The sequence below is a fragment of the Bacillus sp. T2.9-1 genome (genome assembly GCF_950097965.1).
In the GTDB taxonomy this organism is placed as follows: Bacteria; Bacillota; Bacilli; order Bacillales; family Cytobacillaceae; genus Niallia; species Niallia hominis.
In genome coordinates this window covers 34,863-58,212 of the sequence record NZ_CATNHG010000080.1, presented here as the reverse complement: position 1 = coordinate 58,212, position 23,350 = coordinate 34,863, and the positions used below count along the sequence as shown (strand labels likewise).

The 23,350-nt window shown below is 35.1% G+C and carries 26 protein-coding genes and 2 rRNA genes; 26 read left to right on the top strand and 2 right to left on the bottom strand.

Translation table 11 applies throughout. From position 1 onward, the window contains the following. Positions 1–125 (top strand): 23S ribosomal RNA (locus tag QQZ16_RS08645); the annotation flags it as partial. 224 nt (positions 126–349) lie between these two features. After that, positions 350–467: ribosomal RNA gene (rrf, locus tag QQZ16_RS08640) — 5S ribosomal RNA — on the top strand. An 81-nt stretch (positions 468–548) separates the two neighbouring features. Here rrf and QQZ16_RS08635 read toward each other — a convergent pair. Then, positions 549–758: a sigma factor G inhibitor Gin gene (locus tag QQZ16_RS08635; RefSeq protein ID WP_031540302.1), complete on the bottom strand. Its 210-nt coding sequence runs from the start codon at positions 756–758 to the stop codon at positions 549–551. A 177-nt stretch (positions 759–935) separates the two neighbouring features. Here QQZ16_RS08635 and QQZ16_RS08630 point away from each other — a divergent pair, with 177 nt between their 5' ends. From QQZ16_RS08630 to rsmI, 10 genes are all read left to right on the top strand, one after another. Next, positions 936–2,375 carry an aminotransferase class I/II-fold pyridoxal phosphate-dependent enzyme gene (locus tag QQZ16_RS08630; protein ID WP_235251659.1) on the top strand — a complete coding sequence of 480 codons (1,440 nt, stop codon included), beginning with the start codon at positions 936–938 and terminating at the stop codon, positions 2,373–2,375. Positions 2,376–2,396: 21 nt separating this feature from the next. Then, entirely contained in the window at positions 2,397–3,026 is a 630-nt protein-coding gene (gene tmk, locus QQZ16_RS08625; protein ID WP_031540304.1) for a dTMP kinase, read from the top strand. A 173-nt stretch (positions 3,027–3,199) separates the two neighbouring features. Beyond that, positions 3,200–3,529 carry a cyclic-di-AMP receptor gene (locus QQZ16_RS08620; protein WP_031537105.1) on the top strand — a complete coding sequence of 110 codons (330 nt, stop codon included), beginning with the start codon at positions 3,200–3,202 and terminating at the stop codon, positions 3,527–3,529. A 106-nt stretch (positions 3,530–3,635) separates the two neighbouring features. Next, positions 3,636–4,073 (top strand): YaaR family protein, encoded by a 438-nt coding sequence (locus tag QQZ16_RS08615; protein WP_235251658.1) that lies wholly within the window; start codon positions 3,636–3,638, stop codon positions 4,071–4,073. A 13-nt stretch (positions 4,074–4,086) separates the two neighbouring features. Then, positions 4,087–5,094, top strand: coding sequence for a DNA polymerase III subunit delta' (gene holB, locus QQZ16_RS08610; protein WP_031537107.1), 1,008 nt, complete (start codon positions 4,087–4,089; stop codon positions 5,092–5,094). Further along, positions 5,087–5,914, top strand: coding sequence for a PSP1 domain-containing protein (locus tag QQZ16_RS08605; protein WP_031537108.1), 828 nt, complete (start codon positions 5,087–5,089; stop codon positions 5,912–5,914). Before holB ends, QQZ16_RS08605 begins: the two co-directional genes overlap by 8 nt. A gap of 12 nt (positions 5,915–5,926) precedes the next feature. Then, the gene (yabA, locus tag QQZ16_RS08600; RefSeq protein ID WP_031537109.1) at positions 5,927–6,304 is read left to right on the top strand and encodes a DNA replication initiation control protein YabA; all 378 of its coding nucleotides are present in this window, start codon (positions 5,927–5,929) and stop codon (positions 6,302–6,304) included. A gap of 128 nt (positions 6,305–6,432) precedes the next feature. Further along, positions 6,433–7,176: a tRNA1(Val) (adenine(37)-N6)-methyltransferase gene (locus QQZ16_RS08595; RefSeq protein ID WP_235251657.1), complete on the top strand. Its 744-nt coding sequence runs from the start codon at positions 6,433–6,435 to the stop codon at positions 7,174–7,176. Beyond that, positions 7,166–7,453, top strand: a complete 288-nt coding sequence (locus QQZ16_RS08590; RefSeq protein WP_031537111.1) for a GIY-YIG nuclease family protein — start codon at positions 7,166–7,168, stop codon at positions 7,451–7,453. Before QQZ16_RS08595 ends, QQZ16_RS08590 begins: the two co-directional genes overlap by 11 nt. Then, entirely contained in the window at positions 7,431–8,297 is an 867-nt protein-coding gene (gene rsmI / locus QQZ16_RS08585; protein ID WP_031537112.1) for a 16S rRNA (cytidine(1402)-2'-O)-methyltransferase, read from the top strand. Before QQZ16_RS08590 ends, rsmI begins: the two co-directional genes overlap by 23 nt. Before the next feature lie 183 nt (positions 8,298–8,480). Here rsmI and QQZ16_RS08580 read toward each other — a convergent pair whose 3' ends face one another. Continuing rightward, positions 8,481–8,765: an AbrB/MazE/SpoVT family DNA-binding domain-containing protein gene (locus QQZ16_RS08580; protein ID WP_031537114.1), complete on the bottom strand. Its 285-nt coding sequence runs from the start codon at positions 8,763–8,765 to the stop codon at positions 8,481–8,483. 474 nt (positions 8,766–9,239) lie between these two features. On the opposite strand from QQZ16_RS08580, the gene metG reads away from it, so the two are divergent. The 14 genes from metG to QQZ16_RS08510 all read left to right on the top strand — a co-directional run bounded on the left by metG (position 9,240) and on the right by QQZ16_RS08510 (position 23,334). After that, positions 9,240–11,228: a methionine--tRNA ligase gene (gene metG, locus QQZ16_RS08575; protein ID WP_235251656.1), complete on the top strand. Its 1,989-nt coding sequence runs from the start codon at positions 9,240–9,242 to the stop codon at positions 11,226–11,228. Positions 11,229–11,412: 184 nt separating this feature from the next. Continuing rightward, positions 11,413–12,180, top strand: coding sequence for a TatD family hydrolase (locus QQZ16_RS08570; protein ID WP_235251655.1), 768 nt, complete (start codon positions 11,413–11,415; stop codon positions 12,178–12,180). Between the two features lie 237 nt (positions 12,181–12,417). Beyond that, positions 12,418–13,599, top strand: a complete 1,182-nt coding sequence (locus QQZ16_RS08565; RefSeq protein WP_284561285.1) for a G5 and 3D domain-containing protein — start codon at positions 12,418–12,420, stop codon at positions 13,597–13,599. A gap of 274 nt (positions 13,600–13,873) precedes the next feature. Beyond that, positions 13,874–14,434, top strand: a complete 561-nt coding sequence (gene rnmV, locus QQZ16_RS08560) for a ribonuclease M5 (RefSeq protein WP_235251654.1) — start codon at positions 13,874–13,876, stop codon at positions 14,432–14,434. Further along, on the top strand, positions 14,427–15,308 hold the full coding sequence (gene rsmA, locus QQZ16_RS08555; RefSeq protein WP_235251653.1) for a 16S rRNA (adenine(1518)-N(6)/adenine(1519)-N(6))-dimethyltransferase RsmA: 882 nt from the start codon (positions 14,427–14,429) through the stop codon (positions 15,306–15,308). The genes rnmV and rsmA overlap by 8 nt, the downstream gene beginning before the upstream one ends. A gap of 228 nt (positions 15,309–15,536) precedes the next feature. Further along, entirely contained in the window at positions 15,537–16,421 is an 885-nt protein-coding gene (gene yabG / locus QQZ16_RS08550; RefSeq protein WP_235251652.1) for a sporulation peptidase YabG, read from the top strand. 306 nt (positions 16,422–16,727) lie between these two features. Further along, positions 16,728–16,991, top strand: coding sequence for a biofilm formation stimulator Veg (gene veg, locus QQZ16_RS08545; RefSeq protein ID WP_016204729.1), 264 nt, complete (start codon positions 16,728–16,730; stop codon positions 16,989–16,991). A 208-nt stretch (positions 16,992–17,199) separates the two neighbouring features. Then, on the top strand, positions 17,200–17,382 hold the full coding sequence (locus tag QQZ16_RS08540; RefSeq protein ID WP_031537122.1) for a small, acid-soluble spore protein, alpha/beta type: 183 nt from the start codon (positions 17,200–17,202) through the stop codon (positions 17,380–17,382). Positions 17,383–17,785: 403 nt separating this feature from the next. Beyond that, the gene (gene ispE, locus QQZ16_RS08535; RefSeq protein WP_048719110.1) at positions 17,786–18,655 is read left to right on the top strand and encodes a 4-(cytidine 5'-diphospho)-2-C-methyl-D-erythritol kinase; all 870 of its coding nucleotides are present in this window, start codon (positions 17,786–17,788) and stop codon (positions 18,653–18,655) included. A 55-nt stretch (positions 18,656–18,710) separates the two neighbouring features. Then, entirely contained in the window at positions 18,711–19,532 is an 822-nt protein-coding gene (gene purR, locus QQZ16_RS08530; RefSeq protein ID WP_109768912.1) for a pur operon repressor, read from the top strand. A 20-nt stretch (positions 19,533–19,552) separates the two neighbouring features. Beyond that, complete coding sequence (locus QQZ16_RS08525; RefSeq protein WP_031537125.1) at positions 19,553–19,927, top strand: RidA family protein; 375 nt, start codon at positions 19,553–19,555, stop codon at positions 19,925–19,927. A gap of 182 nt (positions 19,928–20,109) precedes the next feature. Next, positions 20,110–20,400: a septation regulator SpoVG gene (spoVG, locus tag QQZ16_RS08520; protein WP_026574035.1), complete on the top strand. Its 291-nt coding sequence runs from the start codon at positions 20,110–20,112 to the stop codon at positions 20,398–20,400. A 533-nt stretch (positions 20,401–20,933) separates the two neighbouring features. Continuing rightward, the gene (gene glmU / locus QQZ16_RS08515; RefSeq protein ID WP_031537126.1) at positions 20,934–22,292 is read left to right on the top strand and encodes a bifunctional UDP-N-acetylglucosamine diphosphorylase/glucosamine-1-phosphate N-acetyltransferase GlmU; all 1,359 of its coding nucleotides are present in this window, start codon (positions 20,934–20,936) and stop codon (positions 22,290–22,292) included. Positions 22,293–22,377: 85 nt separating this feature from the next. Next, a complete protein-coding gene (locus QQZ16_RS08510; protein ID WP_031537127.1) occupies positions 22,378–23,334 on the top strand; it encodes a ribose-phosphate diphosphokinase in 957 nt (318 codons plus the stop codon). Positions 23,335–23,350: the final 16 nt, after the last annotated feature.

Below are 23,350 nucleotides of genomic sequence, written 5' to 3'. Positions count from 1 at the left end.
AAGATGAGATTTCCCATAGCGTAAGCTAGTAAGATCCCTGAAAGATGATCAGGTTGATAGGTCAGAGGTGGAAGCGTGGCGACATGTGGAGCTGACTGATACTAATAGATCGAGGACTTAACTAAAACGAAAAGCGGAAACGCCTGTTTATCGGCGTACAAACTGGAAGAGCGTCGACTGAGATAAAGGAAACACGATGAACGCAAGTGAATCGATGTTGACTTATCGTAGGGAGATGATCGGAAGTTTGCTAGGCGATAGGCGTTGGAGCTGGACAATAATGATTACTTGGTCAAGGTTTACTTCTAAATGATTTAGTTTTGAGAGAATAATTCTCTAACTAAATAAGTCTGGTGGCGATAGCGAGAAGGTCACACCCGTTCCCATACCGAACACGGAAGTTAAGCTTCTAAAGCGCCGATGGTAGTTGGGGGTTCTCCCCCTGTGAGAGTAGGACGTCGCCAGGCACGAATAAAACAAGCATCTACTTTGGTGGATGCTTGTTTTTTATAGTTTACTAATTATTAGATAGATTATTCATCCAAAGATTAGGCTTGGCGTCTTTCTTGTAAAATCCGTGCTTTTCCCATTTGATAAACAAAAAATTGATATTTTGGATCACTTGTTTTGGTGTTGACGATTTCTCTCTCGCAGTCCATACATATAAAAGATTGAAAGAGATGAATTCCTTCTAATTTATTATTTTCACATATAAGACATTTTTCCCCTTTAATTGATTGGGTATGATATTTCCCCATTTTTTCCCCACCTCCATAGAAACTATTTTAACCATTTTAGTAATCATTTATACATTGACTCTCAAAGTCTATCAATCACTTATTTACTTCGTTCTAGCAAGTTTAAAGCTAGGCAATGATAAGATAGTCAAAAAAGTGATACTATAAATAGAGAGAAAAAAGAAAAGAGGAGTACTATTGCAAGGAAAAACACCATTATATTCTAAACTCTTACAGTTTCAGTCGGAAAATAATATATCTTTTCATGTGCCAGGCCATAAGAATGGAGAATTGATTTCTTATAATGACGAGGAATGGAGAAGACAATTATGGAAATTTGATGTTACGGAGCTTAATGACCTAGATGATTTACATGCTCCTATGGGCGTTATTGGTGATGCAGAGAAACTATTAACAGATCTTTATGGAGTGAAAAAAAGCTATTTTCTTGTAAATGGAAGTACTGTTGGGAATTTAGCTATGATACTCGCCTCTTTAAAAGAAGGAGATAAAGTATTTGTTCAAAGGAATAGTCATAAATCAGTAATGAATGGAATAAAGCTTGCTAAAGCAAAACCGATTTTTCTAAGTCCCGATTATGAGGAAGAATGGAAGGTGGAAACAGTCCTTTCAGAAAGAACCGTAAAGCAAGCGATTGCTCAATTTCCTGAAGTGAAAACACTTATCCTAACGTCTCCTAATTATTATGGTATGATTGGAAATTTAGAAGAAATCATTCAATTAGCCCATGCTAACGGAATTTGTGTTTTAGTTGATGAAGCCCATGGTGCTCATTTTATAGGAAATGATAAATTTCCACCATCAGCTGTTCAATTGGGGGCTGATCTAGTTGTTCAGTCCGCACATAAAACACTTCCTGCCTTAACCATGGGAGCATACTTACACTATAATACTGATTTTATAGAGGAGCATGAAGTAAAATATTATCTGGAGATATTGCAGTCCAGTAGCCCCTCTTACTTAATCATGGCTTCCTTAGATAAGGCTAGACACTATTTAGCAACATACAGTGAGGAGGATTGGGATTACCTGCAAAATACTATTAGTCTGTTTCGTAGTGAGCTAGCAAAGGTTTCACAGCTAAAAGTGTTAGGTTATCCTTATATAGGGGATCCCTTAAAAATTACTATTCAATCGACAGTAGATAAAACTGGTTTTATTCTTCAAAAACAATTAGAAAAAGAGGGGATTTATACAGAATTAGCTGATTCTAATAATGTACTATTTGTTTTTCCATTGCTAAAAAAAGAAATAGCATTTCCTCTTAATGAGATTATTACTAAAGTAAGAAAGGCATTGTCTGAGAACCTATCTGAGATTCCCTATGAAAGAAAAGTGTCAGCATCTATAAAAAAAGGGCAGGATATAGTAGAATTAAAACTTGGTGAAACAGAGCAAGCTTTACGAAATAAAAGAGAAATATCATTAAATGATGCCCATCATGCTATTTGTGCAGAAACAATTATTCCGTATCCACCAGGAATCCCTATTCTAATGCCTGGTGAGGAAATAACGATGTATCATATCAATCAAATAAAGAACTTATTAAAAGATGGAGCGAGATTCCAAGGAAGCCCATCTATTTATGAAAATAAAATTACAATTTTCGAGAAATGACAGCTTTAGGAGGACAATACGGTGACAAAAGGGCTCTTTATTACATTAGAAGGACCAGAGGGAGCAGGGAAAACAACGATTATTGATATGTTGTTAAACTATTACCAGGAGCAAGAGAAGCAGATTATTAAGACGCGAGAACCAGGTGGAATCCCTATTTCTGAAAAAATTAGAAGTATTATATTAGATCCCAAGCATACTGAAATGGATGCTAGAACAGAAGCTTTACTTTATGCAGCTGCAAGAAGACAGCATTTAGTAGAGAAAGTAATACCAGCTTTAAACAGTGGAGCAATTATTCTATGTGATCGTTTTATTGATAGCTCTTTGGCATATCAGGGGTTTGCTAGAGGAATTGACATGGATGAAATTTGGGAGATTAATCAATTTGCTATTGGAGATGTGATGCCGGAGCTAACGATTTATTTTGATCTTGACCCACGAGTTGGTTTAGCGAGAATTAACACTACTAGTGATAGGGAGATCAATCGTCTAGACTTAGAAAAAATAGAATTTCATGAATTGGTCCAAGAGGGCTATTATAAGGTGATAGAGAAATTTCCAGAAAGAATTGTTAAAGTGGATGCATCTAAGCCTTTAGAGCAGGTATTTCAAGATACGGTAGAGATTATTAATCAATTTCTGAAATAGTATGGGTACCTTTAAACAAAATATTCATGTAAATCTATTACTTCTAAAGAATGAGTGCTGACAATGCGCCTGAGGAATTATTTTTCCTTTCAGCTGTTTGTTTTTGCATTTATTGCTATAATAGGAACAAGTTATAAAATCATTCGGAAACTATAATAAGGGGCGGGATAAAAATGAAATTAATTCTAACAGTCATTCAAGATAAAGATAGCAATAAATTGCTTAATGCACTTGTTGAAAATAATTTTAGAGCGACAAAGCTTGCGAGTACGGGCGGATTTTTGAAATCTGGAAATACTACCTTTATGATAGGAACGGAAGATATACGTGTGGAAAAGGCTTTGCAAATTATTAAAGATAATTGTCAATCAAGAGATCAATTAGTAGCTCCTGTTTCGCCCATGGGAGGGAATGCAGACTCTTACGTTCCTTATCCAGTGGAAGTGGAAGTGGGAGGAGCAACTGTTTTTGTATTACCTGTTGAGCAATTTAAGCAATTTTAAATCATACATCGGTTAGCTTCGAGTTGCCGATGTACTTTCATGCTTAATGGATAATGGTAGTCTATGCTATCCAGTAAGAAGTAGAACGTTCTTCAGGAGGAAGAATATGAAGATAAATAAAGACATTCGAATTAAGCCTGAAGGGACTAAAATAGAAACAAAAGGTAGTCTAGGTGGTTCGAAATTTCAAGGATATGTCCAACAACAAAACGAGAAATTGAAGATCGAACAGCTTCAGACATTAATGAAAAACATTGATGATATTGGTAACAGGTTGGGGAGATCTCAAAATCTAAAGGATTTGACTAAGTATAAATCCCTTGTAAAACAGTTTGTAAAGGAAGCTGTTGAATATGGGATGGAAGTGAAAAAAGATAATTCTTGGGATCAGTTTGGTCAGGGTAGAGATTTAAGTATTGTACATGTCATAGATGATAAATTAGTTGAACTGACAGAAGAAGTAATAGCAAAAGAGAAAAACAGTTTAAATATTTTGGATAAAATTGGTGAAATCAAAGGTTTGCTGATTAATATATATACGTAATGGAGTGATTGTCTTGACAAGAACATGGGAACAGCTTGAACAGACACAGCCCATTGTTTTAAAGATGCTGAAAAACAGCTTAAAAAAAGAACGACTAGCACATGCTTACCTTTTTGAGGGAATGAAAGGTACGGGGAAAAGGGAAATAAGTCTTGTTCTCACAAAGAGTATTTTATGTGAAAATAGTATAAAAGGATATGTTCCATGTGAAACATGTTCTAATTGCAAGAGGATAAATAATGGAAATCATCCAGACGTTCACTTGCTTGAACCAGATGGATTATCAATAAAAAAACATCAGATACAAAGCCTGCAAGAAGAATTTTCAAAAACTGGGGTGGAGTCAAATCAAAAGGTTTACATTCTTGTTCACGCAGATAAAATGACCACCAATGCAGCTAATAGTTTGTTGAAATTTTTGGAAGAACCTAATGCAGAAACAACTGCCATTCTATTAACGGAACAAATTCAGCAAATATTGCCGACTATTTTATCTCGATGCCAAACACTTTCCTTTAAACCATTATCCCCAAATGAAATGGCAAAAGAACTAGTAAGAAATGGAATTAAACCAAATGAAGCCCCTTTGCTTGCGCAGATTACCAATAGTTTTGAAGAAGCATTGACTCTAAGTACAGATGAATGGTTTGTACAAGCACAAAAAATAGTGGTAAAATTATATGAGGTTCTGAATAGAACCCCATTAGAAGCATTAGTGGCTCTTCAAAGAGACTGGTTTTCACATTTTAAAGAAAAAGATCAGTTTGATAGAGGGCTCGATTTATTATTGCTACTATATAAAGATTTATTATATATACAGCTTGGCAAGCACGATCAGATTGTATACGTTGGCGAGAAAGAACGTCTAGAGGCATATGCCTTAAGAACTTCTAATAGGCGCTTAACGGAACAAATGACAGCTATTTTTGAAGCAAAGCGAAAGCTGCAAGGGAATATGAATCCACAGTTATTGATGGAGCAGCTGGTGCTAAAGCTGCAGGAGGGATCTTCAGTTGTATGATGTCGTAGGAATCCGCTTTAAAAAAGCTGGAAAAATATATTATTTTGATCCAAATGAATTAATTATCCAAAAGGGAGACTTTGTCATCGTTGAAACTGTTCGGGGTGTAGAATTCGGGAGAGTAGTAATTGGCCCGAAAAAAGTAGATGAAAATGACGTTGTTTTACCTTTAAAGAAAGTATTAAGAATTGCGGATCAGAAAGATCAAATGATTGTAGAGGAAAATAAATTCGCAGCCAAAGAAGCATATGATGTTTGCTGTGAGAAAGTGACGCTACATGAATTAGAGATGAAATTGGTTGATGTAGAATATACATTTGACCGTAATAAAATCATTTTTTATTTTACCGCAGATGGTCGAGTAGATTTTAGGGAATTAGTAAAAGATTTAGCATCCATTTTTAGAACTAGAATTGAGCTTCGTCAGATTGGGGTTAGAGATGAGGCGAAAATGTTAGGTGGCATTGGTCCTTGTGGAAGGATGCTTTGCTGTTCAACTTTCTTAGGGGATTTTGAACCAGTATCTATTAAGATGGCAAAAGATCAAAACCTTTCCTTAAATCCAACAAAAATTTCTGGATTATGTGGACGATTAATGTGTTGTTTAAAATATGAAAATGATGATTATGAAGCTGCAAAAGAACTTTTACCAGACTTAGGTGACTGGATTAATACACCGGATGGAAAGGGAAAAGTTGTTGGTTTAAATATTTTAGAACGTGTACTCCAAGTGGAAATTTCTGAACAAGAACGAGTGCTTGAATATACATTAGATGAAATACTGCAAGAAGATGCTGTTTCAGTTCAATCCACAGATTAATGAGGTGGAAGAGTGGATAAAAAAGAAGTTTTTGAATCAGTAATAAATATGGAAAGTCAAATTGGTAACTTATATAAGCAATTAGGTGATCTTAAACAGCATGTAGCTGAACTTATTGAAGAAAATAATAGGTTGAAGCTAGAAAATGAGAATCTAAGGAAGCATTTAGAGGATATACCAAGAGAGAAAGAATCAAGACAGGATAATCAGAAAAAAAGAAACGCAAAACAAAGTAAGATGATAGAGGAAAAAAACATTGATATAGGGGAAGGATATGATAACCTCGCAAGATTGTATCAAGAAGGTTTCCATATTTGTAATCTTCATTTTGGGAGTCCCCGAAAAGATGGTGATTGTCTATTTTGTTTGTCGTTTCTTAATAAAAAATAAGGATGTCTCAAAGAAAATAATCCCAGTGAAAATAAGCAATACAACCAATTGTATTGGATGGGATGACTCTTTCTTCTTGAGACATCTCTTTTTCTATGTAGGAAATAAATAAATGGAGGTTAAGGGTAGTGGTACCATTAATTGGAGATGAAAGATTAGATTATTTATTGGATGAACGTTTAAGGATTATCCAAAGTCCATCCGTATTTTCATTCTCGTTAGATGCAGTATTATTAGCTGATTTTGTAGGTATTCCCTTAAAAAAGGGGAAGATAGTCGATTTATGTAGTGGCAATGGGGTTATTCCACTTTTTTTATCACTTCGTACACAGGGAGAAATCATAGGAGTCGAGATACAGGAACGATTATATGATATGGCGAATCGAAGTATACAGTATAATCAGTTAGAAGAGAAAATTAAAATGATTCATGGTGATATTAAGGATGCCCCTAGCTTCCTTGGATCGGAGAAATATGATGCAGTTACGTGTAATCCCCCCTACTTTAAGAAGACTAATTCTATAGAAGAGATTAATATAAATGAGCATCTTGCTATTGCGAGGCATGAACTCCTCTGTACGTTGGAGGACTCCATTAGTGTAGCTAGCCAATTAGTTAAACAAGGTGGAAAAGTGGCTTTTGTCCATAGACCAGGAAGATTATTAGATATCATTACATTAATGCGAGCAAATCGATTGGAGCCAAAGCGTATACGATTCGTTTATCCAAAAGCAGGGAAGGAAGCGAATATTTTGCTAGTCGAAGCGATAAAAGATGGCAAACCGGACTTAAAAGTTTTACCTCCGTTATTTGTTTATAAAGATGGCAACAATTATACAGAGGAAATGAGTAAAATTTTATATGGAAAGTAAGAAGCATTATTTCTATGTATTAATTTGTAATGATGGAAGCTATTATGCAGGCTATACAAATGATCTTCAAAAGCGTTTGAATACACATAATGCCGGAAAAGGGGCAAAATATACTAGAGGGCGTTTGCCAGTAGCGATTATTTATCAGGAGGAATTCCAAACAAAACAGGAAGCCATGCAACAAGAGTATGCCTTTAAACAATTAGGGAGAAAGAAAAAAGAGCAGTTTCTAAAGAAGGAGCTTGGTGAAGGAAATGAAGCAACAAAAAAGCTATAAAGAAAAAAGAGGATCTCTGTATCTAGTCCCTACTCCTATTGGGAATTTAGAAGATATGAGTTTTCGTGCAATCAGGATTCTGAAAGAGGCAGATGTTATTGCTGCCGAAGATACACGTAATACAAAAAAGCTTTGTAACTATTTTGAAATCACTACACCTGTGGTTAGTTATCATGAGCATAATAAAGAGACGAGTGGCCAGAAGCTAATACAAGCTTTAAAAGAAGAAAAAGTTATTGCCTTAGTAAGTGATGCAGGGATGCCAACTATTGCAGATCCAGGATATGAACTAGTTATAGATGCGATTGCTCAAGAAATTCCAGTTATTCCACTTCCAGGAGCCAATGCGGCATTAACAGCACTTATTGCTTCAGGTCTTCCGACACATCCCTTTTATTTTTATGGATTTCTTAATCGACAAAAAAAGGAGAAGAAAAAAGAATTACTTTTCCTTAAGACTATTCCAGGTACGATTCTTTTATATGAATCTCCACACCGTTTAAAAGAAACTTTAACTTTAATAATGGATATACTTGGTAATAGAAAGATCACTTTATGCAGAGAATTGACCAAGCTATATGAAGAATTTATTCGTGGTACAGTAGAGGAAGCAATTGCATGGTCGCAATCAGAAGAAATTAGAGGAGAATTTTGTTTAGTAATTGAGCAGGGTGAATTCCAAAAAGAAGAAGAAAATAATTGGTGGGACGAATTGACCGTTGTACAACAAGTGAATCATTATGTTCAAAAAGAAGGAATTACAGTAAAAGAAGCAATTAAAAAGACAGCATTAGATAGAGGAATGCAAAAAAGAGACGTCTACCAAGAATATCATATTGAATAAGAAAAGAGCTGCCGTCATAAAAGTGAACATAAAATAACATGGTGTTCACCTTTAATAAGGCAGCCCTTTGTTTATAAAAAAGAATGAATAGGTTCTAGTTACTTCAAGGAGCTTCTAATCCAATAAAAAGATGGATGGATAAATACTAGTTGAAAAAGTACCTACACATTTCTTATTTTATTCTTATTTAGAAACTTCAAAGTTACTTTTAATTTCTTGGATTAATTGCTCTGCACCTTCACGGCTAAGGATTAATTTACCGCCAGCTAAAGAAAGGTTGTCATCTGAAACTTCTCCAGTAACTTGGCAAGTCATGTTTGGCTTATATTTTTTTAAGATGATTTTTTCATCATCTACATAAATTTCTAGAGCATCTTTTTCCGCAATACCTAATGTACGTCTTAATTCGATTGGAATAACTACACGACCTAATTCATCAACTTTACGAACAATACCTGTAGATTTCATTTATTTTCTCCTCCCAAAAGTGAATATTTATATTTTTTTCGCTAATTTTCGACAAATTTCTTTGTATGTCATTATAATACCAGCCATTCCCATAAACGTCAATTATTTATTTTCAAATTATTGTATTTTAAAAAGCCTTGTTATATTAGGATTTTGCGAGAAGTAGTCAGATACTTACCTAGTTAGTGGGATAAATTGGTATATTTTAATAGTATTATTTATGTTCTTTTTTCGACAAAAACCAACATTTTTATTTCTTTTCCAACAGGCTATAAAATGTCTGTTGCATAAACTAGTAATTTTAGGTATATTTTGATGGGATAAAAGGAAAAAATGGCAATGATTATGCGGTTTATACGAATGTTCTTATACTTTTTTGTTTCGATAAAAAAGAAGAATGGTTACAATAGTAATATCGGTTATTTTTATTTTACTAAAGGTTCATATGTATACATATATATAGGAGGGAACTAAGTGAAGGATCAAGAAAAATCTTTTTATATTACTACGCCAATCTATTATCCAAGTGGTAATTTACATATTGGACATGCTTACACAACAGTTGCTGGAGATGCAATGGCTCGTTATAAAAGAATGCGAGGTTATGAAGTTCGTTATTTAACCGGAACGGATGAACATGGACAAAAAATCCAACGAAAAGCAGAAGAAGCAGGAATTACGCCTATTCAATATGTAGATGAAATTGTTGCAGGAATTAAAGAACTATGGGATAAACTGGATATTTCTTACGATGATTTTATTCGTACAACAGAAAAAAGACATACAGATATTGTGGAAAAAATGTTTAAGAAGCTAGTGGATCAAGGAGATATTTATTTAGACGAGTATCAGGGCTGGTATTCTGTTTCTGATGAAACATATTATACAGAGCTTCAACTAGTTGATCCTATCCATGATGAAAATGGAAAAGTAATTGGAGGTAAAAGCCCTGATAGTGGTCATGCTGTTGAATTAGTGAAAGAAGAATCTTATTTCTTTAGAATGGGAAAATATGCTGATCGTTTATTAGCGTTTTATGAGGAAAATCCAGCGTTTATTCAACCAGAATCTCGTAAGAATGAGATGATTAATAACTTTATTAAACCTGGATTAGAAGACTTGGCTGTTTCAAGAACTACATTTGATTGGGGAATTAAAGTTCCAGGAGATCCGAAGCATGTTGTTTATGTGTGGATTGATGCACTTTCCAATTATATTACCGCACTAGGATATGGTTCTGATGATGAGACATTATATAAGAAGTTCTGGCCAGCAAATGTCCATTTAGTAGGGAAAGAAATTGTACGTTTCCATACAATTTATTGGCCAATTATGTTAATGGCATTAGACCTTCCATTGCCGAAGAAGGTTTTTGCACATGGTTGGATCCTTATGAAGGATGGCAAAATGTCTAAATCAAAGGGGAATGTGGTTAATCCTGTTACATTAATTGATCGTTATGGTTTAGATGCCCTTCGTTATTATTTACTAAGAGAAGTTCCGTTTGGTTCTGATGGTGTATTTACTCCTGAAGCATTTGTAGAAAGAGTGAATTTTGACTTAGCCAATGATTTAGGTAATTTATTAAATCGTACAGTGGCGATGATTAATAAGTACTTTAATGGAGAAATACCTACTTATAAAAATTCGGAAGGACCGTTTGAACAATCTCTTGTTGCGGCACATAGAGAAACAGTGGAAAAATATGCAGAGCATATGGATAATATGGAGTTCTCTGTTGTATTAACAACATTATGGCAATTAATTAGCAGAAATAATAAATATATTGATGAAACACAACCATGGGTGTTGGCAAAAGAAGAAAGAACAGAAGAATTAGCAATTGTTATGAACCATTTAGCGGAATCTTTAAGAAGAATCGCTATTTTACTAAAACCTTTCTTAACAAGAACTCCTGACAAGATTTTTAAACAATTAAATATACAGGACGTTTCTTTGCACACTTGGGATAGCCTAGAACGTTTTGGGGTCATTCCTGCAGGTACTATAGTTGAGAAGGGAGATCCTATTTTCCCTAGGTTAGATATCCAAGAAGAGGTGGAATTTATCAAGGAAGAGATGAAGGGACCTCAAAAGGAAGAAGAGAAGAAACCAGAAGTCCAAGAAGTTCCAGAAGTAGATGAAATCACGATAGATGACTTTATGAAAGTGGACTTACGTGTTGCACAAGTTCTTGAAGCAGAACCAGTGAAAAAAGCAGACAAGTTATTGAAGCTACAATTAGATTTAGGTTATGAGAAACGACAAGTAGTTTCTGGTATTGCTAAATATTATTCTCCAGAAGACTTAGTTGGACGAAAAGTTATTTGTGTAACAAATTTAAAACCGGTTAAATTAAGAGGAGAGCTTTCACAAGGTATGATTTTAGCTGGAAGTCATGATGGTGAATTGTCTCTTGCGACAATTGCAGAAGCTTTACCATTGGGTTCAAAAGTAAAATAAAAACAAATCAATGAAAAAACATGGAGATGTTCCTAAAGAGGAATCGCCTTTCTTAAAAAGGTGAGGAAAACAATGGGTTAAACATCTCTATGTTTTTTCTTCTTACATTAAGAACAAAAGAGAAATCAACATAAACAAGAAGCGATTGTAAGTATATCTAACAAAAGATGGAGGGAAGATTTTCATGTTATTTGATACCCATACACATATTAACGCAGATGAGTTTCAAGAGGATTTAGAAGAAGTTATAGAACGGGCAATGGATGCTGGGATGGAAAAGATGGTAGTTGTTGGATTTGATAGACCTACCATCATAAGAGCGATGGAGCTTATTGAGCAATATGAATTTGTTTATGCAAGTATAGGATGGCACCCAGTAGATGCAATTGATATGAAAGAGGAAGACTTAGTTTGGATTGAAGAGTTAGCTAAGCATCCAAAAGTAATTGCAATCGGAGAAATGGGATTAGATTATCATTGGGATAAATCGCCAAAAGAAATTCAAAAAGAGGTATTCAGAAAACAAATTCAACTAGCAAAAAAAGTAAAACTTCCAATAATTATTCATAATCGTGAAGCAACAGCTGATATTGTAGAAATTTTAAAAGAGGAAGATGCGAAAGAAGTTGGAGGGATTATGCACTGTTATGGTGGGAGTGTAGAAACTGCACTAGAATGCATAAATATGAATTTCTATATCTCACTAGGTGGAACGGTGACTTTCAAAAATGCCCGGAAACCAAAAGAGGTTGCAGAAGCAGTTTCACTAGATCATTTATTAATTGAAACAGACTGTCCATATTTAGCGCCGACACCGTTTAGGGGTAAAAGAAATGAACCGAGTTATGTAAAATTAGTGGCAGAGGAAATTGCTGCGATTAAAGGGATTTCTTATGAAGAGGTGGCTAGAAAAACAACAGAAAATGCAAAAAAATTATTCGGCATAAACTGATAAAGATTTTTGTCGAATAACGAAAAAGTTTGTCTGAAATTCACCTTATTTTTAATCGTTCTACATCGCTTTCTTTTCTCATAGACTAATTATGTCGAGATTTCTTTCTTTCCTTTCGCTCGTTTTTTTTGCATAATAAGAAATACGTTCAAAGATTCTTAAGGGTTGACAGCAGACATGATACTCTATATAATCACTCCGAGAGAAAAGGAGGCGTTTTTCATCGTAATCCAAAACATGAAAAACCTGTTTTCGAAATCTTTGAGCAGGAAAAAGGTGTCCATCTTTTTAGCTAGTTTCATCGTTTTTGCAAGTAGCTTAGGCTTTATAATTTATGAAACTACTAAAAATACTGTGGCGCTGACGCTAAATGGTAAAGAACAAATCATCGAGACGCACTCATCTACTATAAAACAAATATTTGATGACTTGGACATTGCTATTGGCTCAAAAGATTATGTGTTTCCCTCGTTAAACACAAAGGTTACAGATAACCTTGAAGTTGTCTGGAAGAAAGCTAAACAGGTTGAATTGCAAAAAGACGACGAGAAGAAAACGGTTTGGACAACAGTAGATACTGTTAAGGAGTTTTTAGAAGAACAAAAAATTTCTTTGAACGAGCATGATCAGATCAATCAGAAAGAAACTAACGCTATAGAACATAATATGGAAGTTGTCGTACATACAGCATTTCCAGTAACACTAGTAGACGCAGGAGAGAAAAAACAAGTATGGTCCACTTCGACTACGGTCGCTGACTTTTTAACACAACATGAGATATCACTTGCAAAATTAGACCGAGTTGAACCAGATCTAAAAGAAAAAGTGAAAGAGGAAACTGTTGTTAATATAAAAAGAATAGAAAAGGTCACCGATGTAGTGGAACAACCGATTAACTTTGCCGTTATTACCCAAAAGGACGATAATCTTCCGGCAGGTACTGAGAAGATACTGAAAAAGGGCACAGAAGGATTAGTCTCTAAAAAGTATGAAGTTACCAAGGAAAATGGCAAAGAGATTTCCCGGAAATTACTCAGTGAAACAACAGTGAAAGAAAAGCAGGACAAAATTGTATCTGTTGGAACAAAAGGCGATGTCATACAACTAGCATCCCGAGGAGAAGAAAGCGGGAAAGAAGTGTACGTCAATTCAACAGCATATACTGCTAGCTGTAATGGATGTTCTGGCCGAACGGCTACTGGAATTGATCTGAAAGCTAATCCAAATGCAAAAGTAATTGCTGTCGACCCAAGTTTTATCCCATTAGGAACAAAGGTTTATGTTGAAGGCTATGGCTATGCTGTTGCAGGTGATACAGGTGGAAGCGTGAAAGGACAGAAAATCGATGTTTTCTTTTCTACAAAAGCAGAAGCTTACCGTTGGGGTAACAGGCAAGTTAAGATAAAAATAATTAATTAGCAATCAATAAATCTAGACACTTTATTACCTATTTAAAGGATAAAAAGATAGCTAATCTGGCAGAGGAATCAATTCCTCTGTCTTTTTCTTTGCTTTTGTTCACATTTTCTCACATAATAACTAGTCACAACAAATCGCCGTTTGTTAAAACATAAATATTAGCTATAATGATAGTGATTATAAATATTTCTCTCTCTGTATATATAGACGTTTCATGTTACAATTATGTTTCATTTTTTTTTTCAAATTTTATAAATTATTTTTTGGAGGTTCCATGAAGATTAAAGAAATAATAGTAGTGGAAGGACGCGATGACACAACTGCTATTAAACGAGCAGTTGATGCAGATACTATTGAAACAAACGGTTCAGCAATTAATCAAGAAACATTGGTTAAAATAAAGCTAGCACAAAAAACAAGAGGGGTTATTGTGTTAACCGACCCAGACTATCCTGGTCAAAAGATTCGTCATACGATTGAAAAACATATTCCTGATTGTAAACATGCTTTTATACCAAAGGAGCTTGCAATCCATAAGCATGGTAAAGGTGTTGGGGTGGAACATGCATCAATAGAGGCAATTAGAGAAGCTTTAAAAGATGCTCATCCTATGCAGGAATCGATAACGGAGGAAATTACAAAAGAAGACTTAATAGATGCAGGATTGATTGGTGGTGCAGATTCTAAGGAGCGTAGAGAGCAGTTGGGAAAGCTGCTTAAAATTGGGTATACAAATGGGAAACAGCTTTATAAGAGATTACTGATGTTTCATATTACTAAGGAAGAGTTCGCACAAGCCATGAAGGAAATGCGTCAGGAGGGTAAGGATGTATAAAGATATCGCAACACCAGCAAGAACGAGAGCAATTCTAGATAAGTATGGTTTTTCTTTTAAGAAAAGCTTAGGGCAAAATTTTTTAATTGACACAAACATTTTGAGAAATATTGTAAATCATGCAGAGTTAACAGAAGAATCGGGTGCAATAGAGGTTGGTCCGGGAATTGGGGCATTGACAGAACAGCTTGCGAAGCGAAGTAAAAAGGTTGTTGCATATGAAATCGATCAACGATTGCTGCCAATTTTAAACGAAACGCTTGAGCCTTATCCACATGCGAAGATTATTCACCAGGACATTTTAAAAGCAAACGTAAAGGAAATGTTAGAAACAGAGTTTAATGATATTCGGGATATTATGCTCGTTGCTAATTTGCCTTATTATGTAACAACACCAATCATTATGAAGATTTTGGAAGAGAAACTTCCTTTAAGAGGCATTGTTGTCATGCTGCAAAAAGAGGTAGCAGAGCGAATATCTGCTAAACCAGGAACGAAGGAATATGGATCTCTTTCAATTGCTATTCAGTACTATACGAAACCAGAAGTAGTGATGATTGTTCCGAAGACAGTCTTTGTTCCTCAACCAAATGTAGATTCTGCTGTAATTCGTTTAACTATTCGAAAAACACCATCTGTTTCGGTAAAAAATGAAGACTTTTTCTTTCAAATAACAAGAGCAAGCTTTGCTCAAAGGAGAAAAACGATTTTAAACAATCTCTCTAGCCAGCTAGAGGGCGGGAAAGAAAAGAAGGGTGAAATAATTGCTGCGCTTGAACAAGCGGGGATTGAGCCTTCTAGACGCGGAGAATCATTGTCTATCGAAGAGTTTGCAAAGTTAAGTGATGTTCTTTATGAAATATTTACTAAATAATGAGTAGAAATAGATGTACAGATGATTTTCTTTTCCCTAAAAGAATGACTGGGGAGAGAAGCTTTCTGTTCATCTTTTTTTGTTGTTGATGAATATAGCCTTTTATGTTTTCGTTCTTCTCTTTCGAATTGCTCACAACTTTCTAGACATATGCATAATTTATCAGATATAGATTTTGAATACTAATAACCACTCAGAAACGTGTTTGGGTTAATTGGAGTGACGACAGTGGCTGTAAACATCATGGATATCGTCGGAAGAGAATCATATCAATGCGATATGTTATTTCGAATAATTGATATGAAAGAGGTAAATGGTCAAAAAATCGCGATTCTTTATGGGGAGGATTTTCGTCTTATTGCAGATGCTCCATATGAGGATTTAGTGTTAATTAATCAACCGATGCAACGGAAAATTTCACAAAAGGTCCAGTTGATGGAGGAGCAATCTCTCCAATTATTTCGACAAGATGTGAATCTCTTAAGAAGAAAACAGGAGTATCAAGTAACAGAGGCATACAGCAAACCTTCCAACTATTTTCAACTACCAGGCAAAGTGCTGCATATTGATGGCGATCCTAATTATTTAAACAAATGTTTAACTTTATATGAAAAAATTGGAATACCTGTAAATGGAGTTCATTGCCATGAAAAAGAGATGCCCAGTAAAATAAGCAGTCTTTTGGATTATTATCGTCCAGATATCCTTGTTATAACAGGGCATGATTCCTATTCTAAGGCGTTAGGGGAGAAAAACGATATTAATGCATACCGACATTCAAAATACTTTGTACAGACCGTCAGAGAAGCGAGAAAGAAGCTTCCTAATTTAGATCAATTAGTTATTTTTGCTGGTGCTTGTCAATCTCACTTTGAGTCCCTTATTTATGCAGGTGCTAATTTCGCAAGCTCTCCTTCGAGGGTAAATATTCATGCACTTGATCCGGTTTATATTGTTGCAAAGATTAGTTTTACGCCATTTATGGAACGAGTAAATGTTTGGGATGTATTAAGGAATACCTTAACTGGCGAAAAAGGGTTAGGTGGAATAGAAACCAAAGGAGTTCTTCGAACAGGTATGCCATATCATACGAATCAATCAGAAGAAGGGTAAATAAATGGAACACACAGGATGATAATAGCTTAAGCAAGCATAGCAGGACTGCTTAAGCTATCCATCCTGTGTGTTTCTTTGTTGTTTCAGTTAAGATTATCATGCATCCTTTTTTCCAGCAGTTTAAAAAAATCAAATTTTTCTACATATTTATCTTTACGTCGTGCATACTAATCTTTGTTGAAAAATTGGAGAAAAATAAGAATAAAAAATATTGACAACTTCCAAAAAAGACTGTTATAATTTATGTTTTTATTTGACTCTGTTGTGTCAGTGTGATATACTTTACACAGTGAGGTGGACCGAATGGCAAAAACATTATCAGATATAAAAAAGGCTCTTGATTCAAATTTAGGAAAAAGGCTTATGCTGAAGGCAAATGGCGGTCGTCGAAAGACAATTGAGCGTTCTGGCGTGTTGGCAGAGACTTATCCATCTGTGTTTGTAGTGGAGTTAGATCAGGATGAAAATGCATTTGAACGTGTATCATACAGCTATGCAGATGTTTTAACAGAAACGGTTCAAATTACCTTCTTTGAGGATACATCAGGACAAATTGCTTTAAGCTAACTATATATTGCTTGAAAGCATTAAGCGGCAGTAAACGATTTGTTTGCTGCTTTTTTCATGCAATAAAAATGGAAGCAAGGCCATTTTTTAATAAAGTCAGCTGTGAATGTATAAATAAGTATCGCTTTTGGCAACAAATAGATAACATGAAAAACTAATGATAGTTACATACTAAATCTACCGTGGGTGATGAAAGGAGAGATTCACTATGGGTAGACGAAGAGGAATTATGTCTGAAGGATTAAAAGAAGAATTGGCAAAAGAACTTGGTTTCTATGATGTGGTCCAACAAGAGGGCTGGGGCGGTATTCGTGCAAGAGACGCAGGGAATATGGTCAAAAGAGCAATAGAAATTGCAGAACAAAGTCTTCTTACTCAAAATAAAGAGTAACTTCAACATCACTTAACGTCCATCTTTTTTATATTATAATCACAATGGATTTACTCACGGTAACAATAGGATCTATCATTAGCTACTATCTATATTCCAAAATATAGATAGAAAGGATAATGATAGATCCTTTTTTATTCGAAGATGAATGAGTTAATATTACCTATAAAATCATGATAATAATTCAGGAAATCATAATCTCTATTACATGTAATAGACTAATTTGTGGTAAAATCACTATATCGAAATAGAAGATTAGATGAGCATAATGCTTAGATAGGTACGGAATAAGGAAAAGATAGAGTTCGTCTAGCCTACTATTATTACCTCCTTCCAAGGAAAGCTGTTTTCTTTAGTGAGAGGAAAAAAGTAAATGATGAAATTTGTTAAGTGGGTGGAAATATTGAAGCTTTTGGTTAAAGCGCCAGCTAAAATCAATTTGTCATTGGATGTGCTTCGTAAGAGACCTGATGGGTATCATGAAGTAGAAATGATTATGACAACAATTGATTTAGCAGATAGAATTGAGCTAGCACTGCTAGATAGCGATGTAATAAAAATAACTTCTCTTAATAGATTTGTTCCTGATGACCAACGTAATCTTGCTTATCAAGCAGCAAATATATTAAAAGAAAAGTTCCGTGTAAAGAAGGGGGTAGAAATAAAAATAGAAAAGAACATCCCTGTGGCAGCCGGCTTAGCTGGAGGAAGCAGTGATGCGGCGGCAGTATTACGCGGTCTAAATAAGTTATGGGGTTTAGGGCTAACATTAGATGAGTTAGCGATAATTGGGGCTGAAATAGGATCTGATGTGTCTTTCTGTGTCTACGGAGGAACCGCACTTGCAACTGGAAGAGGAGAAATCATTAAGGAATTACCTGCACCTCCAGTTTGTTGGGTTATTTTAGCGAAACCATTTATTGGTGTATCAACAGCTGATATTTATAAAAGACTAGATGTAGAGACAATTGAGCATCCAAATACGGAAAAAATGATTGAGTCAATTTCATCCAAGGATTATGATTTAATGTGTGAGTGTGTAGGGAATGTACTAGAAAATGTCACTTTATCCTTATATCCTGAGGTTGCCCAAATAAAAGAGCAAATTTGTAAGTTTGGGGCAGATACAGTACTTATGAGCGGAAGTGGCCCTACGGTTTTCGGATTAATTCAACATGATTCAAGAATGAACCGTGTTTACAACGGATTAAGAGGATTTTGTGACCAAGTATTTGCAGTTAGAATGATTGGACAGCGACATACTCTTGATTAAATCCGTATAATAATGTAATATTGTCCTTAAATATTCGGATTTTGGGGGTTCTGTTATGAAGTTTCGTCGTAGTGAACGTTTAATAGACATGACGAATTACTTGCTGGAGCATCCTAGGCAATTAGTGTCTCTTTCTTATTTTGCAGAAAAATACAGTTCGGCCAAGTCTTCTATAAGTGAAGATTTGGCTATTATTAAGGAAACTTTTGAGCAAAGAGGAATAGGGACGTTACATACATTGCCAGGAGCTGCTGGTGGAGTAAAGTATCAAGTAAGAGTCAGTGAAGAGGAAGCAAAACCATTTGTTGAGGAGCTTTGCGATTTAATTAAAAGCCCGGAAAGACTATTGCCAGGTGGGTACCTATATATGAACGATATATTAGGCAACACGGCTACCGTTCAAAAAGTAGGTAGGCTTTTTGCATCAGCTTTTGCTGATACGGATATAGATGTAGTCATGACAGTAGCAACAAAGGGAATTCCTTTGGCGTATGCAGTAGGGAATTATTTAAATGTTCCTGTAGTTATGGTTAGAAGAGATAGTAAAGTAACAGAAGGTTCTACTGTAAGTATCAACTATGTTTCTGGTTCTACTAAAAGAATTCAAACCATGCTATTGTCAAAAAGAAGCTTGGAAGATGGTTCAAAAGTTTTGATTGTGGATGACTTTATGAAAGCTGGTGGTACCATCAACGGTATGATTAGCTTGTTAGAGGAATTCAATGCAAGTGTTGCAGGAATAGCAGTATTAGTTGAGGCAGAAGAAGCGGAAGAAAGATTAGTAGATGATTATTTATCACTAGTGAAATTATCAGGCGTTGATGTGAAAGAAAAGAAAATTTCAGTGAAAAATGGCAATTATTTTGACAAAAAATAGATCTTAGGGGGAAAAGACACATGAAAGTTGTTCAAACAAGTAATGCACCAGCAGCTATCGGGCCATATTCTCAAGGTATTATTGTTAATAATCTGTTTTTCAGTTCAGGTCAAATTCCTTTAACTGCTGAAGGGACCTTAATCGAGGGAGACGTTCAGACACAGACACATCAAGTATTTAAAAATTTAGCTGCCGTTTTAAAAGAAGCGGGGGCATCGTTTGAAACGGTTGTTAAAGCGACTGTATTTATTAAAAATATGGAAGACTTTCAAGCAATTAATGAGGTATATGGGGAATATTTCTCAACGCATAAACCTGCTCGATCTTGTGTAGAGGTAGCAAGGTTACCGAAAGATGTATTGGTTGAAATCGAGGTAATTGCTCTTTGTAAGTAAGGTAATTCATATGAAGAATAGTCGAAGTTTTAGTGAAAAAGCGAGGATTTTATCACTTTTCGGCAATTTTTCTTTATTTTATCCGAAATATTCTAAAAAATTTCGCCTTTTAAGAAGGAGTTATGAAAGTTCTGTTGAATTTATTAACTAGATTTTATCTTCTAGTAAAGGTGGTGAACAGGATGGAAGTAACTGATGTAAGGCTACGCCGAGTTAATACGGATGGACGAATGAGAGCTATTGCCTCTATTACACTAGATAATGAATTTGTTGTTCACGATATTAGGGTAATTGATGGAAATAATGGATTATTTGTAGCGATGCCAAGTAAGCGAACACCGGATGGTGAATTTAGAGATATCGCTCATCCAATTAACTCTGGTACAAGAGGAAAAATCCAGGAAGCAGTTTTGGCAGAATACCACCGCCTGGGTGAATTAGAAATTGAATTTGAAGAAGCTGGAGCTTCCTAAAATAATCTGCAGCTAGAGCCTACTTCCTAAGAGTAAGGCTCTTTTTTTTACCTATTAAAAAGCGGTTGAGATACAAAGCAGTAAAATAAGCACTATATAGCACAAAGAGAATTATACATATAGGTCATAATAAATGTATTACACTTCTATATACCCCTTTATTTTCCAATGAAAACCTCTTTTACTTTTAGTATCATAAAATAGTTAAGAAATAATTTATATCCCTGACTTTTTCGGTATATTTAATCCGTTTCATGTAGAGTAAGAGAAGAATCCCCTATTGCTTAAAGCAAGGAAGTCCTACTATGGTGGTCTCTTAAAAAGTGAAATGAAAGTAAGATCCTCTCTCTTAAGCAATTATTAGTGTTTTTCCTATTTAGATAAATTTATTTTTGGTACGGAATAAGCAAATAATTAGTATAAAAAAGAAACTTTTCTAAATAACCATACATAAAATGTGAATCCTTCCTTGAAATCAAGAGGTATTTAAGATATATTTTTTAGTGGATAAAAAGGTTATTGGAGGCCTGTGAATGACAACTCGTTACGCAGTGATTTTAGCCGCAGGACAGGGAACTAGAATGAAGTCAAAGCTTTATAAAGTACTTCATCCTGTTTGTGGAAAACCGATGGTACAGCATGTTGTAGATCAAGTAGAGAAGCTACAAGTGGATTCAATCGTAACAGTAATTGGCCACGGTTCAGAAAAAGTAAAAGCACAGCTTGGCAATAGTGTTAATTATGTGTATCAACAAGAACAGCTTGGAACAGCACATGCGGTAATACAAGCAAAAGATATTCTTGGAGACAAAGATGGAGTGACATTAGTTATTTGTGGGGATACACCACTTATGACGAGTGAGACTATAGAAGCGCTCTTTTTACAACATGAGAAAATGGGAGCAAAGGCAACCATTTTAACTGCAGAAGCAAGTAAACCAGATGGTTACGGTAGAATTGTTCGTAACGAAATGGGAGTAGTAGAAAAAATAGTCGAACATAAAGATGCTACGGAAGCGGAAAGAAAAATAACAGAAATTAATACAGGTACCTATGTATTTGATAATGCATTGTTATTCCAGGCATTAAATAACGTTTCGAACGAAAATGTTCAAGGTGAATATTATTTGCCAGATGTTATTGAGATTTTAAAGCAGCAGGGAGAAACAGTTAGTGCATTCCAAACAAATGATTTTGATGAAACCATTGGTGTGAATGATCGTGTGGCTTTATCGGAAGCAGAAGCAATTATGAGAAAACGTATTAATGAACTGCATATGCGAAATGGAGTAACGCTTATTGATCCATTAAATACGTATATCGAAGCAGATGTAACGATTAAGGAAGATACTGTTATATACCCAGGGAGTATTCTTAAAGGTACGACTGTAATAGGTTCAGAATGTATCATAGGACCCAATACAGAAATAAATAATTGTATTGTTGGAAATAATACAGCTATCAAACAATCTGTTGCACATGATAGTAGCATAGGTTCAGATGTGAATATAGGACCATTTGCTCATATTCGACCAGCGTCTACAATCAATGATGAAGTGAAGATCGGGAATTTTGTTGAAATTAAGAAAGCGACATTTGGAAAAGGAAGTAAAGCATCCCATTTGAGTTATATTGGAGATGCAAGTGTTGGCAATGATGTAAATATTGGCTGTGGTACAATCACGGTTAATTATGACGGCAAGAATAAGTTTATGACTACAATAGAAGATGGCGCATTTATTGGTTGCAATTCCAATTTAATTGCTCCTGTCACAATTGGTAAAGGTGCTTATGTTGCAGCAGGTTCCACCATAACAGATGATGTTCCTTCTGAGGCACTATCCATTGCCCGTTCCCGTCAAGTTAATAAAGAGAATTACAAACGTAAATAATCAGATTTAAAAAAGAGAAGAATAAGTAGCTTTTATTCATACATTCTTCGTATCATTAGTGGAAAAAGACCAGTGGAGGTTCAGCATGCCAGTTAAGAATTTAGATCCAAATTTGAAGGTATTCAGTTTAAACTCTAATCCAGCATTAGCGCAAGAAATTGCAGAGTCAATTGGAGTAGAATTAGGGAAATGTTCTGTGACGCGTTTTAGCGATGGAGAAATTCAAATTAATATTGAAGAGAGTATTCGTGGTTGTGATGTATATGTCATTCAGTCAACTAGTGCACCTGTTAACGAACATATTATGGAATTGTTAATTATGATTGATGCATTAAAGCGTGCATCAGCTAAAACGATTAACCTAGTTATTCCTTATTATGGTTATGCTAGACAAGATAGAAAAGCACGAGCACGTGAACCAATTACAGCAAAATTAGTAGCAAATTTACTAGAAACTGCTGGAGCAACCCGTGTTATTACATTAGACTTGCATGCCCCGCAAATTCAAGGATTCTTCGATATTCCGATTGATCACTTAATGGGTGTACCAATCCTAGGCAACTATTTCAGTCAGCGTGAATTTGATGGAGAACTTGTTATTGTATCACCAGATCACGGTGGTGTTACGAGAGCAAGAAAGCTTGCAGAACGATTAAAAGCACCAATTGCTATTATTGATAAAAGAAGACCAAAACCAAATGTTGCGGAAGTAATGAATATTGTTGGTAATATAGAAGGGAAAATTGCCATTCTTATCGATGATATTATTGATACAGCTGGTACCATCACACTCGGTGCTAATGCTCTTGCTGAAAATGGCGCTAAAGAAGTCTATGCATGCTGTACACATCCCGTATTATCAGGACCTGCAATGGATAGAATCAATAATTCCAAAATTAAAGAGCTGGTTGTAACAAACTCTATTGAACTTGGAGACAAGAAACTTTCTGCGAATGTCATCCAATTATCAGTTGCTGATTTACTAGGTGAGGCTATTTTACGTGTACATCAAGATCAGTCTGTAAGTTTCTTATTTGATTGATAGATTTAAAAGCAAA